At 51.1% G+C, this 16,301-nt stretch carries 15 protein-coding genes, 1 pseudogene and 1 CRISPR repeat array; of the genes and pseudogenes, 10 read left to right on the forward strand and 6 right to left on the reverse strand.

Annotated features, from left to right (window positions below; genetic code table 11):
- The first annotated feature begins 626 nt into the window (after positions 1 to 626).
- Entirely contained in the window at positions 627 to 869 is a 243-nt protein-coding gene (locus CV944_RS17710; RefSeq protein WP_233205017.1) for a hypothetical protein, read from the forward strand.
- Entirely contained in the window at positions 866 to 2,344 is a 1,479-nt protein-coding gene (locus tag CV944_RS14570) for a M56 family metallopeptidase (RefSeq protein WP_233205018.1), read from the forward strand. The genes CV944_RS17710 and CV944_RS14570 overlap by 4 nt, the downstream gene beginning before the upstream one ends.
- Before the next feature lie 432 nt (positions 2,345 to 2,776).
- Here the strand turns inward: CV944_RS14570 and CV944_RS14575 are convergent, their stop codons facing one another.
- The 3 genes and pseudogenes from CV944_RS14575 to CV944_RS14585 all read right to left on the reverse strand — a co-directional run.
- Positions 2,777 to 3,982, reverse strand: coding sequence for a S1C family serine protease (locus CV944_RS14575; protein WP_100664429.1), 1,206 nt, complete (start codon positions 3,980 to 3,982; stop codon positions 2,777 to 2,779).
- Positions 3,963 to 4,148: a hypothetical protein gene (locus tag CV944_RS14580; protein WP_075261516.1), complete on the reverse strand. Its 186-nt coding sequence runs from the start codon at positions 4,146 to 4,148 to the stop codon at positions 3,963 to 3,965. The genes CV944_RS14575 and CV944_RS14580 overlap by 20 nt, the downstream gene beginning before the upstream one ends.
- 23 nt (positions 4,149 to 4,171) lie before the next feature.
- Positions 4,172 to 4,609: pseudogene (locus tag CV944_RS14585) on the reverse strand (PepSY-associated TM helix domain-containing protein); the annotation flags it as partial.
- A 167-nt stretch (positions 4,610 to 4,776) separates the two neighbouring features.
- Here CV944_RS14585 and CV944_RS14590 point away from each other — a divergent pair.
- The 4 genes from CV944_RS14590 to CV944_RS14605 all read left to right on the forward strand — a co-directional run bounded on the left by CV944_RS14590 (position 4,777) and on the right by CV944_RS14605 (position 9,930).
- Positions 4,777 to 5,439: a response regulator transcription factor gene (locus tag CV944_RS14590; protein WP_100660053.1), complete on the forward strand. Its 663-nt coding sequence runs from the start codon at positions 4,777 to 4,779 to the stop codon at positions 5,437 to 5,439.
- The gene (locus CV944_RS14595; protein ID WP_100664430.1) at positions 5,429 to 6,802 is read left to right on the forward strand and encodes a sensor histidine kinase; all 1,374 of its coding nucleotides are present in this window, start codon (positions 5,429 to 5,431) and stop codon (positions 6,800 to 6,802) included. The genes CV944_RS14590 and CV944_RS14595 overlap by 11 nt, the downstream gene beginning before the upstream one ends.
- 176 nt (positions 6,803 to 6,978) lie before the next feature.
- Positions 6,979 to 7,548 (forward strand): TetR/AcrR family transcriptional regulator, encoded by a 570-nt coding sequence (locus CV944_RS14600; RefSeq protein ID WP_100664431.1) that lies wholly within the window; start codon positions 6,979 to 6,981, stop codon positions 7,546 to 7,548.
- A 75-nt stretch (positions 7,549 to 7,623) separates the two neighbouring features.
- Positions 7,624 to 9,930 (forward strand): YhgE/Pip domain-containing protein, encoded by a 2,307-nt coding sequence (locus tag CV944_RS14605; protein ID WP_100664432.1) that lies wholly within the window; start codon positions 7,624 to 7,626, stop codon positions 9,928 to 9,930.
- Between the two features lie 198 nt (positions 9,931 to 10,128).
- Here CV944_RS14605 and CV944_RS14610 read toward each other — a convergent pair whose 3' ends face one another.
- On the reverse strand, positions 10,129 to 10,476 hold the full coding sequence (locus CV944_RS14610) for a hypothetical protein (protein WP_015373855.1): 348 nt from the start codon (positions 10,474 to 10,476) through the stop codon (positions 10,129 to 10,131).
- A 179-nt stretch (positions 10,477 to 10,655) separates the two neighbouring features.
- Here CV944_RS14610 and CV944_RS14615 point away from each other — a divergent pair, with 179 nt between their 5' ends.
- The 3 genes from CV944_RS14615 to CV944_RS14625 all read left to right on the forward strand — a co-directional run bounded on the left by CV944_RS14615 (position 10,656) and on the right by CV944_RS14625 (position 13,254).
- Complete coding sequence (locus CV944_RS14615; protein WP_100664433.1) at positions 10,656 to 11,180, forward strand: hypothetical protein; 525 nt, start codon at positions 10,656 to 10,658, stop codon at positions 11,178 to 11,180.
- The gene (locus CV944_RS14620) at positions 11,140 to 11,793 is read left to right on the forward strand and encodes a PspA/IM30 family protein (protein ID WP_095858805.1); all 654 of its coding nucleotides are present in this window, start codon (positions 11,140 to 11,142) and stop codon (positions 11,791 to 11,793) included. The genes CV944_RS14615 and CV944_RS14620 overlap by 41 nt, the downstream gene beginning before the upstream one ends.
- Before the next feature lie 228 nt (positions 11,794 to 12,021).
- On the forward strand, positions 12,022 to 13,254 hold the full coding sequence (locus tag CV944_RS14625; RefSeq protein ID WP_069303985.1) for an MFS transporter: 1,233 nt from the start codon (positions 12,022 to 12,024) through the stop codon (positions 13,252 to 13,254).
- A 59-nt stretch (positions 13,255 to 13,313) separates the two neighbouring features.
- On the opposite strand, the gene CV944_RS14630 is transcribed toward CV944_RS14625, so the two are convergent.
- Complete coding sequence (locus CV944_RS14630) at positions 13,314 to 14,360, reverse strand: DmpA family aminopeptidase (RefSeq protein ID WP_100664434.1); 1,047 nt, start codon at positions 14,358 to 14,360, stop codon at positions 13,314 to 13,316.
- 136 nt (positions 14,361 to 14,496) lie between these two features.
- Here CV944_RS14630 and CV944_RS14635 point away from each other — a divergent pair, with 136 nt between their 5' ends.
- Positions 14,497 to 14,721: a hypothetical protein gene (locus tag CV944_RS14635; protein ID WP_011229827.1), complete on the forward strand. Its 225-nt coding sequence runs from the start codon at positions 14,497 to 14,499 to the stop codon at positions 14,719 to 14,721.
- A 75-nt stretch (positions 14,722 to 14,796) separates the two neighbouring features.
- Positions 14,797 to 15,232: direct repeats of the CRISPR family, unit length 30 nt; unit sequence GTTTCAATCCCTCATAGGTACGATAAAAAC.
- Positions 15,233 to 15,414: 182 nt separating this feature from the next.
- Here CV944_RS14635 and cas6 read toward each other — a convergent pair.
- Complete coding sequence (gene cas6 / locus CV944_RS14640; protein ID WP_042382835.1) at positions 15,415 to 16,161, reverse strand: CRISPR-associated endoribonuclease Cas6; 747 nt, start codon at positions 16,159 to 16,161, stop codon at positions 15,415 to 15,417.
- Between the last annotated feature and the right edge of the window lie 140 nt (positions 16,162 to 16,301).

A 16,301-nucleotide genomic window follows, 5' to 3' on the forward strand; every position in this document is an offset into this window, starting at 1 on the left:
AAGTGTCCGAGGTGTCCATCCGTGATCGTTGGTGATTTTGAGACGTTTCATGCAGAATTCCGCTCCTTTTCCATGTTTTTCATTAGGAGCAGTATAACCGGAGTGGGCACCGCTTATGCGAAGGTTAACTTTTCAATGAGCATGTATATACAATGAATGGTCAAAACATTAGCAACAATCTGCTGATCCATTCATGCAACGAACATACCAGGACACTGACCGCTCGCTTTCGTAAGCGTAAATCACGAATCATGCGGAAGACAACAACATGAGTCATACAAAAACGGGTCTCTTAATCATACGGTTCCTCTCCTACATGAATGATCGTTATCCGTTACATGTGAGGAAAATATTGTAGGTCATATTCATGTTCCCCAACAAGCGCAGTGGAGTGAAAAAAGAAAAAGATATACAAAACGAACCTGTCCCTGCTATAATGTCAATTGAAAAAAGAACCAATATTGGAGAAAAACGTTCATGAACGTTCAACAACATGCCATTGTCAACCACCTACATGTAGAATGGACGAATTTCGTTACCAATGGGTGTTAGTGGATTTACTTAAGTGATAAATAATGACTAGGGGGTTTTCTTGCACTTTTTCAACTAGACAGGGGGAGCAACAGATGCCAGATGTGACTATATCGATTTGGACTGCTGCAGTCGGCTTTTTTCTCGGTTTCTTGGCATACTTTTTTAAAAAATGGTGTCCTTCTTTATATGTACATATCCTCACTGCGATACTCGGAATCGGATGGATCGTCTATGTGTTCTTAGATCAAGGGTTTATAAAAACGGTGCCCATTTTTTTATATTTGGATTTAGCTTTTTTAGCTCTCCGGTACCGGAAAGAAGCAAAACCCAATTGAAAGAGATCATCGATCAACTAAAAGAACAAGGTGCGAGAGAAATAGTCTTGTCTAAAAATAAAGAGCGCCTATTAGCGGATTTGTTATTTTCCGGATTTTTCATCGTCATTGCTGTTCTTTATTTCCTTTTCGGGCCGAATTCCGCGATTACGTTCATCCTTTTATATAGCTTCATCTCTCTTTTTGTTGGGCTGACAAAAAGAGTGGGACTGCTTCGCTCTCTCCGCCTTTTTTACGCAGAACACGAAGAAGCATTATATGCTGTATCTTTGTTTGAAACCAAAAAATATCCATTGAAGGAACTTTCAGAAGTAAGCGTTCAGACAAGGCCGGATGTGTTGCAACTATTCCAGCTTTTTTCTTTGTTCTCTCCTAATATGGACTATACGACCAGCATGGGGAAAACGTGGAAGTTATCTTTTTCCGGTGAAAAAGTTTATCTCACCCCTGATCCATTAGAATCGATGGATTTTCTCCTTAAAGGAGAAATACATAAAATGGAAGAGTTCGAAGTAAAGCCTTTTTATCATCCGAAAAATTGGAAACGACTTTTAGGAAAATGGTATTTTGCAGCAACGGTGAAAGGGGTGGGAGCTTATGCAGCCCTTCTCACACTGTTTACTTTGCTGGGGATCGGGCCGATCGCAACAACCGCTGTTATTATACTATTTTGGATATTCAATCTATGGATTTCGGATCGCGTATTGAAAATCGCTTTAGATATGAGGAAAATAGACGATCCCGATTTGCTGCCCATCATCGAGAAAGTCTTTTCACGTGCCGGCCTTTCTCATGTTGATATTTATGTTACGGAATCGGCCGAATATAACGGTTTTGCGATAGGTGCGAATATTGGTCGATCATTGGTAGCGTTAACTTCAGAAACGCTGAAACTTCCCCATGAAGCCATTGAAGGCATTTTGGCTCATGAGGCGATTCATGTGAAAAAGCGAGATGTCTTGATAGGACAGTTATTGCGATTTGCGTTGATCGGGTTAGTTTTTGCTGGTGTTTTCCTTATCCATGAAGCCTTTCCAAATTGGCTAGAACATAATCAAATCTTTGTTTTTCTCGGCCTATGGCTCTTGATTTTTCTGCTTCCTGCTTTCCAATCTCTATTCACACAGTGGATGGAAGTCCGGGCAGATCATTTAGGAGCAACGCTGTTGGACGGTGGGAATGCTCAAATGGCTAACAGTTTGACGATCCTGTGTGAATATCAAGATCGAGCATTGGAAAAGTCTGTAGGATACCACATTGATTTTAAAAACGAGCAAGAAGCAAATAAAAAGGACAAAAAAATCTCTTCCTTAGAAAGAGATTCTTGGTTTTTTAGATTTTTGGAATTCCAGTTTATGCCCCATCCGCCCATGTATTGGCGTGTTCATGCGCTTCAAACAACAGAAACCGAATGGAGCATCAGGAAAATCAAATTATGGTGGTGCAGCCGCTTCCGAGAGTCGTTGCCCAATTGAAACCGTAGGTGAGCAAACTTACTCATCTCCATGGACAACTGAGATCCCTTCGTGAGACTTCGCTGTTGTACATATGAGGCACGAACGTCCTTGTGGCTCGTAGTAGGCACGCCTATTCTAGCCAAGGAATTCGGTCCTTGTGACAACAGCAAACGAAGCCCTTCCTCCAACATCATTCCGAGCGAAGTGATGATTCGGATCATGGGGCCCCCTGTATTGCGGGCGCACCCACTCTCGGACATGCAACGGCTGCACGTCGTCCTGCCAGCTCTCGCAATATGAGCAGACTCGATACAAAAAGTGCTGACGACACGGAATCAACGTACAGCCGTCTCATTTCGCTTTATACTCCAGCATCATGAGCAAGCGCCGCACACGAAAATGAACATCGCCTCTTTCCAGCCGCTTCGGCTGAAAAGAGGCGATGTCTTCTTACGACTGGCTGCTGTCTCTCGCTTTTAAGGTGACCGATACGGTCGTCTCAAACCCGTCGCGATAGATCGTCAGTTTGATGCGATCACCGACCGCTGTTTTCGTATACAAATAGTTGCGCAACGCGCTGACGCTGTCGATTTTCTCCCCGTTGATCGCCGTGATGACGTCTTTCGATTTCAATCCGGCCTCGGCGGCTGGGGAGAACGGTTCGACGGACGTGACGGCCGCCCCGCTTGTGATGTTCGACGGCAATTTCAATTCATTCGTGCGGACGTCATCGGACAAATCCGCCACATCGACAAGCTGGACGCCAAGGTACGGGCGTTTGATTTTCCCATCTTTCATCAGCTGTTCGACGATCGGTTTGACATTTTCGCTCGGGATCGCAAAGCCGAGCCCTTCGACGCCCGTTTCGGCGATTTTCATGCTGTTGATGCCGATCACTTGCCCCGCGCTGTTGATGAGCGCTCCGCCGCTGTTGCCCGGGTTGATGGCGGCGTCCGTTTGGATGACGTCGATTTCCCAATCCCCCGCTGACGTTGAGACGGGCATCGTCCGTTTGCCGCTGACGATCCCTTCCGTCACCGTCCGCGACAAATCAAGGCCGAGCGGGTTGCCGATCGCCGCGACAGGCTCGCCGATTTTCACCTTCGACGAGTCGCCGAAGCTCGCCACTTTCGTCACCCCTTCAGCAGGGATTTTCAAGACGGCAAGGTCGGTGAGTGCATCCGCGCCGACGATCTCGGCTTTCACTTTTTTGCCGTTCGGAAGCGCCACTTCGACTTTGTTCGCCCCTTCAATGACATGGTTGTTCGTCACAATGTAGGCCGCATCGCCGTCTTTTTTAAAGATGACGCCCGACCCCGTCCCCGCTTCCGTATCTTGTGCTTGATCAGAGAAAAAGTCGACTTGCTTTTGAATGTTGACGACGCCGACGACCGCATCGGCCACTTTATTAATGGCGGCGATCATGTTCGTGTTGACGTTCGCCGTCGGCTGCAGCGGCAGCGCCTCGCTTTTTGCGGTCGTTTCCGCTGTTTCCGTTTGGGAATTCGTTTCTTCATGCATCCATTTCGGCGCCACATACCACGTCGCCGCGCTCCCAATCACCGCCCCTGCGACGGAAGCGGCGAGCCACGATACGAAGCGGCCGCGGCGTTTCGGTTCTGGCGTTGGGGTTGGTTCAAATGGCATCATGTCCATGGGTCATCTCCTCCTTCATGATCCATGATGGAATATGCAGCATCTTCGAGCGAATGGCCGCCAAGCAGTGAAATGGCGGACGACATACGACGATGCCACCGACATCGATCGGCCTTGCATAAAGAGAAGACCAGCGCCGCTGTTTCTTTCGGTTGTTCTGATGCATCGTTTCATCCCTTTCTGCATCCGTTATGTCGTCTCCGGCGCTGGCGTCATCCGCTTCTGCTTCCGCCTCCGTCCCGCTGCGAGCGTGCGGATCGACAGGAAAATCCCCGTCGCGGTCAAAATGATCATCGCCACCGCCGCGACATCAACCGCCCAGCGGATGTCAAGCGAACCGATTCTCCCTTCGTGCAGCTGGCGGACGAACATCATGAGCGACGATCCGCCTCCCTCGGCGCGCGGTGCCATCGGGGCCGTAGATGCCCCCGCTCCCGACGTCTGCCCCGCCCCGAACGCGTTCATTCTTTCCTGCGCGGCGCGGTGCATCTCGCCGCGCTCCGCCTGGCCGATCAGCCACGGCTCGGATAGAAGGAGCCCCGTCACCGCCTCAACAAGCAAAAAGATCGAACTGATCAGCCCAATCCAAAGATGCAAATTCCTCATTTTCCTCATCGCCGTTTGCCTCCTTTTCCTCTTCGTCCATCATGATAGCCAAGGAAGGTGAAAAAATGGTGAAAATTCTTTTTGAGAGAACAGCCTTCTGCGCGGCGAATGGGCTGCGTTTTCACCGTTTTTTCACGAACGATTTGATATGATTAAGAAGGAAGAGAGACAGAACGGGAGGAATGGCGATGAAAATTTTGCTGGCCGAGGACGATCTTCACCTAGGGGAGCTGATCGTTCACTTATTGAAAAAGAAAGGCATCGACCATATCGATTGGGTGCAGGAAGGGGAAGATGCGTACGATTACGCCATGGCGGAGTTTTACGATGTCGTCGTGCTCGATTGGATGCTTCCAAACGGCGATGGGGTGGACATTTGTCGACGGTTGAGGCAAAACGGCTACACAGGCGCGATTTTGATGCTGACGGCGAAAGACGCCGTCCACGACCGCGTCACCGGGCTTGAGGCGGGAGCGGACGATTACTTGGTCAAACCGTTTGAAATCGACGAGCTCGTCGCGCGGCTCAAGGCGCTCGCCCGGCGGACGTTCGTCCCGCTTCAAGAGGAAAAAGTGGCGTTTCACAGCTTCACCTTAAACCGGACAAGCCATACTCTCCATCGCGGCGATGAAGAGATTTTCCTCACTCCACGCGAGTTTCAGCTTCTCGATTTGCTCGTGCAAAACCAAGGGCAAGTCGTGCCGCGCGAAACGATATTGGACCGCGTCTGGGGGTGGGATGCCGATGTGTCAATGAAAACGATCGACGCGACAATCAAGCTATTGCGCAAAAAGTTGAAAGACGATGTCATCCAAACCGTTCGAGGAGTGGGGTATAAAATTGAAAAATAACTGGAGGGAATGGCGCGACTGGCTGCGCCGCCTAGGAAGCGCCGACTTGTTCCGCCGCGCCCATTGGCGGCTGACAGCGCTCTACAGCGGCATTTTCACGTTGTTTCTCGCCTTGTTTGTCATGATCGCCGCGGCCTTGTTTTACTGGATCGCTACCTCTGACCAAGAGCGGCGCATCAGCCGCCTCGCCGAGCAAGAGGCGAATACGATCGAACAAGTGCTGCTCAAGCAAAGCAATTTCGACTTGTTTGATGATGAAAATGTCATTTTGTTAAGCGAAGACCAACTCTTTTTTTACGTCATCGGCCCGGACGGGGGCCTGCTCGCCGGGGATGAAGTCCACCCGCGCCTGCGTCCGTATTTTTTAAACGCCTTGTCCCATCTCAAGGCAAATGAGCGCTCTCCCGTCTACATGAGCGTCTCTTTGCCGGAACATATGCCCGGCCTCGCGCGCGAAGCGGCCCGCGACTGGCGCGTGCTCGCCGCCGCCCGTCCGATCGTCATCCACGGCGATTTCGTGGGCATGCTGTATATCGGCATGGACGTCACGTCGTTTTTCGGCGTGTTCCATTGGCTGCTCATTGTGCTCATCGGCTTGGCCGTTTTGTTTCTTGCCGTCGGCGTGGCGCTCAGCTTCTTTATGTCCAAGCGCGCGCTCGCACCGATTGAAGAGGCGTACGAGCGGCAGCGCCAGTTCGTCGCCGACGCCTCTCATGAGCTGCGGACGCCGCTCAGCGTCGTCTTCTCGTCCGTCGAGGCGCTTTCGCTTGAGGAGGATGTGATGAAAAACGACTTTGCCCGCCGCCTGCTCGACCGCCTGCGTGACGAATTGAAGCGAATCACGAAACTGATGAACGACTTGTTGACGCTCGCCCGCGCGGATGCGAAACACGCCGCGCTGGAGCTTTCAAAACAAACGTTCGATTTCCGCCCGCACGCCGAGCGCACGTTCCAGCTCATGTCGGAACTGGCGGCGAAAAAACAGATTACGATGCATTTTCACGCTCCCGAGCAAGCGCTCGTCACCGCTGACCCGGACAAATTGACGCAGCTATTGTACATTTTGCTCGACAACGCGATCAAATACACCCCCGAAGGCGGCGAGGTGACGCTGTCGATCCGCACCGAGCCAAAGCACGTGTTCCTTTCCGTCAAAGACACCGGCATCGGCATCCCGCCGGAAGACATCGGCCGCATTTTCGACCGCTTTTACCGCGTCGACAAAGCGCGCTCGCGCCAACAAGGCGGCCACGGCCTCGGGCTGTCGATCGCCAAATGGATCGTCGACGCCCACGGCGGCGCGATCCACGTCCATAGTCAAATCGGGGAAGGAACCGAATTTCTTGTTCGTCTTCCTTGCTAAATCCGGGGGACAAAACAGCAAGGCCAAGGCTTCCTTCCCCTAACAGAACGTGCCGTTGAGTGAGAAAAACGAAACATAAATACTTTATTGCTGTTGCGAATCGAACATATTCATGTTATGATTTAAAACGTGATGACCAAATTGTCCATTTAGTCAAAAATGAAGGATGAATGCCCATGTCGGATAAAAAACAACAAATTATTGATGCCGCCACTCAATCATTTTCGCTGTTCGGCTACAAAGCAACGACAATGGATCAAGTAGCGAAGATGGCTAATGTCGGGAAAGGAACGATTTATACATTTTTCAAAAGCAAAGAAGAGCTGCTTGACCATATCGTTTCCTCTGTTATATCCGAAATTAAGCATGAAGCGGATGCGGCTATGGATGATCGTTTGCCGTTCAGCGAAAACGTCCAACGCGCCTTGCAACGTATTTTTACGTTCCGCCAGGAACATGAATTAACCATCAAACTTTTGCAGGAAGTTCGCGATATTGGCACCGCAGCTGTACGAGAGGTGATGAAACGCCTTGATCGCGAAATGATTGCCTATATTCGCGAAAAAATTGAAGAAGCGATGGCAAAAGGGGACATTCGCTCTTGCGATCCAGAGTTAACGGCATTTTTCATGTTTAAAATGTACATCGCATTAAGCATTGAATGGGAAAAAGATCACGAACCATTGTCTCAACAAACCATTGCCGAACTGTTTGATCTGTATTTGCTGAAAGGATTGTCTCCATGATAATCCTTCACTTTTTGGGCTAAAAATGACTAAATGGACAAATCAGTCATAATTATAAACAAAGGAGGTTCGGGCATGCACGCATTTCAATTATGGTTGAAAGAATGGAAGGCCATTCTGACCAACCGCAAAGTACTGATTCCTGTCATAGCTGTATTATTCATCCCTCTTCTATACAGCGGCATGTTTCTATGGGCATTTTGGGATCCATACAATCATTTGGATGAACTTCCCGTCGCTGTAGTCAACCAAGACAAAGGGGCAATGCTCGACGGAAAGGAGATTCATCTTGGAAAAGATCTCGTCGAGAAGTTAAAAGAGAACAAACAGTTTGACTGGCATTTTGTAACCGAACATGAAGGGGAAAAAGGGTTAAAAGAACAAAAATATTATATGCTCATTCAAATCCCTGACGATTTTTCCCGGAATGCGACAACGCTGCAAGACGATCATCCGAAAAAACTGGAGCTCATTTACAAACCGAATGAGGGATTTAACTTTCTATCGGCACAAATCGGTCAAACTGCAGTTGAAAAAATAAAAAACGAAGTAGCGAACGCCATAACAGAAACATATGCCGAAAGCATGTTTGATACGATTCAAACCGTCGCTGACGGATTGACAAAAGCGAGCGACGGAGCCGCACGACTGCATGACGGACTCAGTCAAGCACAAGACGGAACAAATCGACTGTATGATGGCATGAAAAAAGCACAAGACGGAAGTGAAACGTTATATCACCATTTAGCGACACTCGCGGAAAAATCCGTGAGCTTTACTGACGGACTGCACCAAGCTGCCAGTGGCTCATTGCAAGTTCAAACCGGAATCGAAACGCTTTACAACGGGATGAAACAAATGACCGCTGGGCAAGAGAAACTCCTCTCCGGAGCCAAGCAGGCTCAACAAGGAACAGCGAATCTTGCTTCAGGGACAAGACGCGTATATGAGGGAATGCAAGCGCTCGACGCCCGCACTCCGCAACTTTTACAAGGATCTGAACAATTGAGCGATGGAGCGGCAAAGCTCACAGCTTTACTGGCTCAGTGGCAGGAAGAAGCCGCAAAAGTTCAAACAGGAGCAGCACAAGTCGCAAACGGTCTTGAGCAGTTGGACACACAGTTGGATGCGCTCATCAAGGCAACTCCCCAAGAGCAACAGAGAGCCGTAGAACAATTAAAACAAAAGATCATGGAGCTATCATCAGGAAGCCAACAAGTCAAAAACGGCCTTGCAAAGTTAAATAGCGGCGCCCAATCGTTGCACTCTGGAGCCTCTTCTTTGCACGAAGGAGCCCGACGGCTGCACGAAGGGCATATCGCTCTCGATCGCGGAATCGACAAACTGCTTGCCGGTCAACAACAACTTGTCAATGGCGCAGACGCACTGGCGAATGGCCAAGGACAACTCGTCAGTGGCATGAACACAATGTATGAAAAAATGCAAGAAGCTTCACAAGGAGCAAGCCAGCTTGCCCATGGCAGTGGAACACTTTCTTCAGGCCTGCAAACATTGGCTCAAGGAGCAGATCAGCTTCAAGATGGCACGCGTCGGTTGGCAAACGGTTCACAACAAGTAGCGGATGGAACGAAGGAATTAACGAACGGGACAAAACATTTGCAAGATGGTGTCAACCAACTGACAGACGGCTCAAAAGAATTGGCGAATAAGTTGAAAGAAGGAGCCGAACAAGCAAGCGATGTCAAGGCCAATGAAGCTGTCTACGACATGTTTGCCCAACCAGTGAATCTCCACAAGGAAGAAATCAATAAAGTGCCGAACTACGGAACAGGGTTTACGCCGTACTTCTTGTCACTCGGATTGTTTGTGGGTGCGCTGTTGCTTTCCATCGTCTTTCCGCTTCGCGAACCAGCAGGGGTTCCACGTTCGCCATTGCATTGGTTTTTGGCTAAATTCGGCGTCTTGATCGGCGTTGGGATTTTGCAAGCACTGCTGGCGGATGTCGTGTTGCTGGTTGGACTCGATTTACACGTAAAAAGCGTCCCGCTCTTTATCGTGTTTAGCATTGTCACTAGCATCACATTTTTATCTGTCATTCAATTTCTTGTTACCGTGTTCGGCGATCCAGGAAGATTTATCGCGATTGTCGTGCTGATTTTGCAATTGACAACAAGCGCGGGAACATTCCCGCTCGAACTGATTCCACGCTCGTTGCAACACTTTAACGCATGGCTTCCGATGACGTATTCGGTTTTCGGATTGAAAGCGGTCATCTCAAGCGGTGATTTCTCGTTTATGTGGGAAAACCTCAGCAAGCTGCTTCTATTTGTTGTTGCCATGATGATGGGAACACTCGTTTATTTGACTATCCAACATCGCCGCCAATTTGCCACGGCCGTCGAACAAGCTTCTGAAGCGTAATTGCTTCAGAAGCTTGTTTTTTTCTATCGACCCTTGCCATCGTTATCATTCTTTCATGATTTCTCTCTGATGCAAGGGACAATGATGGAGAACAGTTTTTCATGTTCTTCCTCACATTTCAACTAATGATTCTTGAACGGTGAGACAGGCGTTATGAGCCGCTTCAGCGTTTTTTCGCAAACGGAACGTCGCCCTGCTTCAGGCGATGCAACAGGTGGAGGGCGTGGAGAATGCCAAATATATCAACGCATTCACAACCGCGTTGATATACTGCATAACCAAGTCTCCGACATCGCGGATTTCGATCGGAAACAGGCGGATGATGAGGACAGACACCGCGATGATGAGGAACGAACCGATCAGAGTACCGCCGAACCGCGCCTGCGGATGCCATCGAATTCTCGCCAAGCCGACGATCAACGAACCGATGGCAAACCCCAAAAACGAGCCGTACGCATAATATCCAACATAAAACGTCGGAAACAAAAAGGAAAACAACAACACCAACAAAGCGCCGCCCACATCAACCCCATACGACCGAACCACGTCTTTCCTTCCTCCCCCGTCATGTCATGCGAACATCACCGTTCATCTCGCAGCTCCCCCCTAATGGATGATATGCTCAAAACCCCTTCAAAAAACATTCACTTTTCACCTAATTTTCTCCTTCCCCTTCTACAATACAAACCGTAAGCCAGTCCACCACACAAAAGGAGGTGACGAGATTGAAAAAAGCTCGAGCGGTGTTTCTGCTCGCCTTTGTCGCTCTCGCGGGGGTCAGCCTGTTTCACGTTCTCGCTCCGCATGAAGTGATGGCGCACGGGCGTCCGGGCGCTCCGTTTGACGGCATGCCGGGCGGATTCGGTCATCCCCATCGGGAGTTCATCATGGAGCGGCGCGATGGCTGGATGATGCCGATGTTGTTCCTAAAGTGGCTCATTCCTCTTTTGCTTGCCGCCGTCGGGGCCGTATGGCTCGCCGCGGCGCGGTCGAAGCGCTGGATCGGCTGGGTGCTCGTCGCGCTCGGAATTGCGGCGTTGCTGCCGAAATGGGTGTTGCTTTTGCTTGCACTGGCCGCGGTGTACGCCTCGGGGCGGCGTCAAGCGCGCAAACCATCTGCTGTTGAGGCGTTGATGCCAGCGGCGCCATCCGTTTCCGCCGATTGGCTTGATGAATGGGAAAAAACGATTCAAAAGGAGGCACAAACAAATGGGCATTTTTCGCCGAATGAAGACGATCGTTCTCGCTGAAGTGAACGAACAAATCGACCGCTGGGAAGACCCTGTCGCCATGACGAAACAATATTTGCGCGAACTTGAAGAACAGCTCGAACGAGGGCGCCAGGCGCTCGCCCAGCAATGGGTCGCCGAGCGGCGCTATGAGACGCTCATCGCCCAAGCGGAGGCGACGATTGAAAAACGGAGCCGCCAAGCGAAACTGGCGCTCGAGCGCAACGAAGAAGCCGTCGCCAAACTCGCCTTGCGAGACAAGCTGTTGTATGAGAAAAAACTGGAGGCGTACAAACAACAATACGACGCCATCAAAGCGAAAACAGCCGAAGTCGCCAACCGTCTAAACCAACTGCGCGAGCGGTACGACGAGCTCGCAGCTAAGCAGCTGGAGCTCGCTACCCGCGTTAACGCCGCGCAAGCGTTGAAGCAAATCGACTCGGCGCTCGCCTCCTTTTCCGCCGACGAGGCGCTGCGCGGATTCGCCCGCATGGAAGAGCGCGTCATCGCGTTAGAAGCCGAAGCGGCAGCCGCCCGATTCGGAACGAACGCCGTGTTGTCCCCTGTGCCATTTGATGAAGAAGTCGAACGTGAGTTAGCCAAGTGGAAAGAAGCCCAAGCCAATAACGCCTAATCCCCTCCCCCTTTGACATAGATGACCCCCTTGCCGGGCAGGCAAGGGGGATTCGTTTGTTTCGCTCCCTTGGACAAGCGGCGGCCAAAAGCACATGCAGCCCGCGACAAGCCTGAACGATGCCCGATGCCATGGTCTTGCCCCATTGATAAGCAAAATCGTTTCCTTTGTTTTTCCATCGTGCTAAAATTAATTAGAGAGACGAAAGAATACAGGAGATGACCTGCCTTGAACTGGAAACGAAACGTCCGCATCCTTTGGCTGTGCAATTTCATGGTGTCGGCGGGAATGACGATGGTCATTCCGTTTTTGTCGCTGCTGTTGTGGGAAATGGGCGTCACCGAGCACCATTCGTTGAGCGTCTGGACCGGTCTTGTCTTTTCGGCGACGTTTTTGTCGGCGGCCATCATGGCGCCGATTTGGGGCATGTTCGCCGACAAGTACGGCCAGCGCGCCAACCTCATCCGCGCAGGGATTGGCATGGGGCTGATCACCAGCTGCATGGCGTTCGCCCATTCGCCGATGGCGCTGCTTGTTCTTCGCTTTTTGGTCGGCTTTTTCTCGGGATTCATCACCGTCTCGTTTTCATACTTGGCGCGCGTCGTGCCAAAAGACCATAGCGGCGAGGCGCTCGGGACGCTGCAGACGGGAAGCATCGCCGGCAACATCATCGGGCCGCTCATCGGCGGCGCCTTATCCGATTGGTTCGGCTTCCGCCCGGTGTTTCTCGTGACCGGGTTTTGCATTTTGGCGACATTGCTTCCTGTCGTCTTTTGGCTCGACAAAGACCCCGTCGCGCCGCAGACGCAAGAGCGCCATGCCAGTTTCAAAGAAGTATTCGCCCATCGGCCGCTCGTCATCTTGTTTGTCGCCACCTTTCTCGTGCAAATCGCCGTTCTTGGCGTCAACTCGATGATGACGATTTTCGTCCAGTCGCTCGTCGGCGATTCTCGCAATCTCGCATTTCTATCAGGGCTCGCCTCCTCGATCACCGGAATCGCCACGATCATCGGCGCGCCGTATTTAGGCAAGCTCGGCGACCGGATCGGGCAGGAGAAAACACTGCCGATGTTGCTTCTGCTCTCCGGCCTGTTCGCTTTGCCGCAAGTATGGACGGACCATCTTTATGAATTGTACGTCTGGCGCTTCTTGCAAGGGCTTGTCGTCGGCGGGGTATGGCCTGCCCTTCAAGCGCTGATCAACGCGCAATGCCCGCGCCGCATCCAAGGCCGCGTGTTCGGCGTCACAGCCAGCTCCCGCTTTCTCGGCAACCTCGCTGGTCCGACGGCAGCGGGAGCCATCGCAGGATTCGCATCCATTTCGGCCATTTTCGCCTTGTCAGGGCTGCTCCTCATCGCCACAGGAGCTTTGGTCGGATACACCGTCCACGACCGCGCATGGCGCGAAGACATGAAAGAAAAAATCGCCGCCTGGGCGCACCGCCTTCACATCCGCCACTGACAGCGCGGCCAAGGCAATGAAAAACGGCCTGAGAGGAATCCCTTTCAGGCCGTTTTCGCTCATTCTCCCATCCGTCGAAGCAACGAATACGGAATCGCCTCCCCCACCCGCCCGTTGCGCCCGGTCGTCGTCTCAGCCATCGTAAGCGAATTCCAAATCGCTTCCTCGGTCGCCTCAATCGCCGCCTGAAACAGTTCATTCATGAGCGGCGCGTCATCACGGACGAGCGGAGGGAACGGTTGAAGAGCAGAATCCGAAAAATGGGGAATGGTATAAGCATTGGAAAACGCAATGACAATGTCGCCGCTCCCGTGATGGACGCAGCTTCCCGTCCGCCCGAGCCCCACCGCCGCCCGCCGCGCCAGCCGCTTCAACTGCCGCGCATCAAGCGGCGCGTCAGTCGCGACGATCATCATAATCGACCCAGGCGGCACATCCCGTTCATCGAACGACGGCGGCATATACGGCACGAACCGCAACTCCTCACGCCGGCCGAAATTGCTCACGACCAGCGCCCCGACCGTATATCCCCTGCTCACGACCCGCGACGAGCTGCCAACGCCCCCTTTCCAACCGAAACACATCATCCCCGTTCCTGCCCCGACCGCTCCTTCTTCCATCTCCACCCGCGCCGCGGCAATCGCCTCTTTCGCATGCTCCTTCGTCACCGCCATCACCCGCGCTGTATTCAAATAGCTGTCATTGCATTCCCCGACGACAATGTTGACCGACCCCGTCACATCCCCAATCTCCGGCGTCGCCTCCAACATATATTCCAGCGTCCCTTGCCAAACCGCCCCGACGCTGAACGTATTCGTCAGCATAATCGGCGACTCGATCGTCCCAAGCTCCTCGACTTGCACAAGTCCCGCGGTTTTCCCGAACCCGTTCAGGACAAAGCACGCCGCCGGCACCTTCTCTAAAAACCAATTCCCCCCATGCGGCAACACCGCCGTCACCCCAGTGCGGACCACCGTCCGTTCATCCCGCTCTTCACGAATCGTCACATGACCGACCCGCACCCCAGGCACATCCGTGATTTGATTGCGTCTCCCCACCGGAAGCGTGCCGATGGAAAAACCGAGATCGCGAAGCTTGCGGCGCATCCATCCCACCCCCGTCGCTTTTCTCCGCCTTCTTTCAAACCGTCCAACGCCAACGCAGCATGTCCGCCGACACGACGGTGAACGAGAAAGAAGCGTGATTGTTCCCATGTCAAGTATATCGCATCGGACTGAGGAAATGCAGCAGCGGCAAAGAAAGGCGGTGAACAACCATGCCTGGTGGATCAATGGGGCCATACAAAAAAAGCAGATGCCAAAACGTTCTCCATGTGCGAAACAAAAAAGCGGCTTCCTGCAAAGCAAGCGGCGCAAGAATGAGCAGCCGAAGCAAAACGAAGCGGTCGATCGGGGAAGTGCAGCCATCCGGTTTCTTCAAACGGAAGACGTTCATACGATGGCGTGACATTGAAGAGGGTTTCGCCTCTTATAGGCGCGACAAAAACTGGGCGGAAACGCGTGGAGAAAGCGGCCGACTCCGGTTTCAATCCCTCATAGGTACGATAAAAACCGACACGGGACAGCGACAGCTTGTCCACCTCGCCGAGTTTCAATCCCTCATAGGTACGATAAAAACGTAAATGTGGCTGCCGCTATTCCTGACGGTGTGTATCTGTTTCAATCCCTCATAGGTACGATAAAAACGAATGATGTTTTTGCCGATCTCACGTAAATTCACACTCTTGTTTCAATCCCTCATAGGTACGATAAAAACGCAATTCTTTTGAGTTCTACAGTTTGAGCAGAAAAGTTGTTTCAATCCCTCATAGGTACGATAAAAACTGGGCATAACGGCGAAGAAGTTGCTGTTTTTGAAAGAGTTTCAATCCCTCATAGGTACGATAAAAACGATTATGATGTTTTTGAAAAAATTATTATTGATGGTTGTTTCAATCCCTCATAGGTACGATAAAAACCCCAAAAAGGCTTGTTCCATCAAGCTTTTCGGTTTGGAGCTATTTTCAGCATAGCACGTTTCAAAAATTCTGTCAATGACTTTCAATCGTGATGGCTGTAGGCTTGGAGCGTCAAAAACCATTGTCGTCGATCCCCCGGGTTTTTTGCATGATTGGAGGTCGACGACAATCTCTTGACCCGTTTATTCGCTTTTAAGGCGAAACATGCCGAATCCTTGTGAATTTCGGCTGCCTAGGCCGACATGATATAAAAATGTCAGCTGTTCTGGTGAAGAACAGAGGCGGTAATAGCCAAGCCACCCTGTAATATACATATTCTTGAACATTGTCACCACACGATGACGATGATGAACGTGAATCGGCTCGATCAACAGTCTTTCCGTCGGCGGAACGCCGTAGTACGCTTCATATTTATGACGGAAATTCAATTCAATCAGGTGGGGGAACACCTCATCATCGGGGTCAAAAAATTGCGTTTTCTTTCTTCCGTCGAACGTTTCATATGTGCTATATACGGTCAATGGAGAGAGCATGACAATGTCAATTTCGTTTTCGCGTATGTCGATGTTCTCCATTTTGACACTTTTCACTTCGATCAGCTGTCCGTAAAGCTCAATCTCTCTCTGCAACAAAAATCGCTGTCCAAGTTGCTGAGTCAGCTCTGGGAGAACGGTGTCGATATGCCATTGGAAATCATCCAAAAACCGAATCGCTTTTTTTCCCCGATCCACTTGGTGCGTTCCAAATAAACGGCTAAACGTGAAGAGTTTAAATGACCGTTTCCCGTGACGGAATCCTTTGTCATGCAAAAATGCAGCTAACTGCTCATTTTCTAACGAACGATACAACATCCCTTGCAACAAATGCTGGTAATGGAGCGGCAAGGAAACAGGCCCTTGCCGCCCGCTCATCGTGATTGTCAATCTCATATGTTATCCTGCCTTCCTTGTTGAGTGCCGTCCTTTGCCCTTGTGAACTACCCCCACTTAATTTTCTAGCGAAAATTTGAAGTGGGGGCTTCCAAAGAAGTTTGACTGCTTCAAGCAATCCTTATTCTTTGAGGCGTGTC

The sequence above is a fragment of the Geobacillus sp. WSUCF-018B genome (assembly GCF_002809985.1).
Lineage (GTDB): Bacteria > Bacillota > Bacilli > Bacillales > Anoxybacillaceae > Geobacillus > Geobacillus thermophilus.

Excerpts from the sequence above, each read along its gene's own strand:
- CV944_RS17710 (WP_233205017.1), top strand. The coding sequence starts at position 627 with ATGCCAGATGTGACTATATCGATTTGGACTGCTGCAGTCGGCTTTTTT.
- CV944_RS14575 (WP_100664429.1), bottom strand. The coding sequence starts at position 3,982 with ATGGACATGATGCCATTTGAACCAACCCCAACGCCAGAACCGAAACGC.
- CV944_RS14580 (WP_075261516.1), bottom strand. The coding sequence starts at position 4,148 with ATGCATCAGAACAACCGAAAGAAACAGCGGCGCTGGTCTTCTCTTTAT.
- CV944_RS14590 (WP_100660053.1), top strand. The coding sequence starts at position 4,777 with ATGAAAATTTTGCTGGCCGAGGACGATCTTCACCTAGGGGAGCTGATC.
- CV944_RS14600 (WP_100664431.1), top strand. The coding sequence starts at position 6,979 with ATGTCGGATAAAAAACAACAAATTATTGATGCCGCCACTCAATCATTT.
- CV944_RS14605 (WP_100664432.1), top strand. The coding sequence starts at position 7,624 with ATGCACGCATTTCAATTATGGTTGAAAGAATGGAAGGCCATTCTGACC.
- CV944_RS14620 (WP_095858805.1), top strand. The coding sequence starts at position 11,140 with ATGGGCATTTTTCGCCGAATGAAGACGATCGTTCTCGCTGAAGTGAAC.
- CV944_RS14630 (WP_100664434.1), bottom strand. The coding sequence starts at position 14,360 with ATGCGCCGCAAGCTTCGCGATCTCGGTTTTTCCATCGGCACGCTTCCG.
- CV944_RS14635 (WP_011229827.1), top strand. The coding sequence starts at position 14,497 with ATGCAGCAGCGGCAAAGAAAGGCGGTGAACAACCATGCCTGGTGGATC.
- cas6 (WP_042382835.1), bottom strand. The coding sequence starts at position 16,161 with ATGAGATTGACAATCACGATGAGCGGGCGGCAAGGGCCTGTTTCCTTG.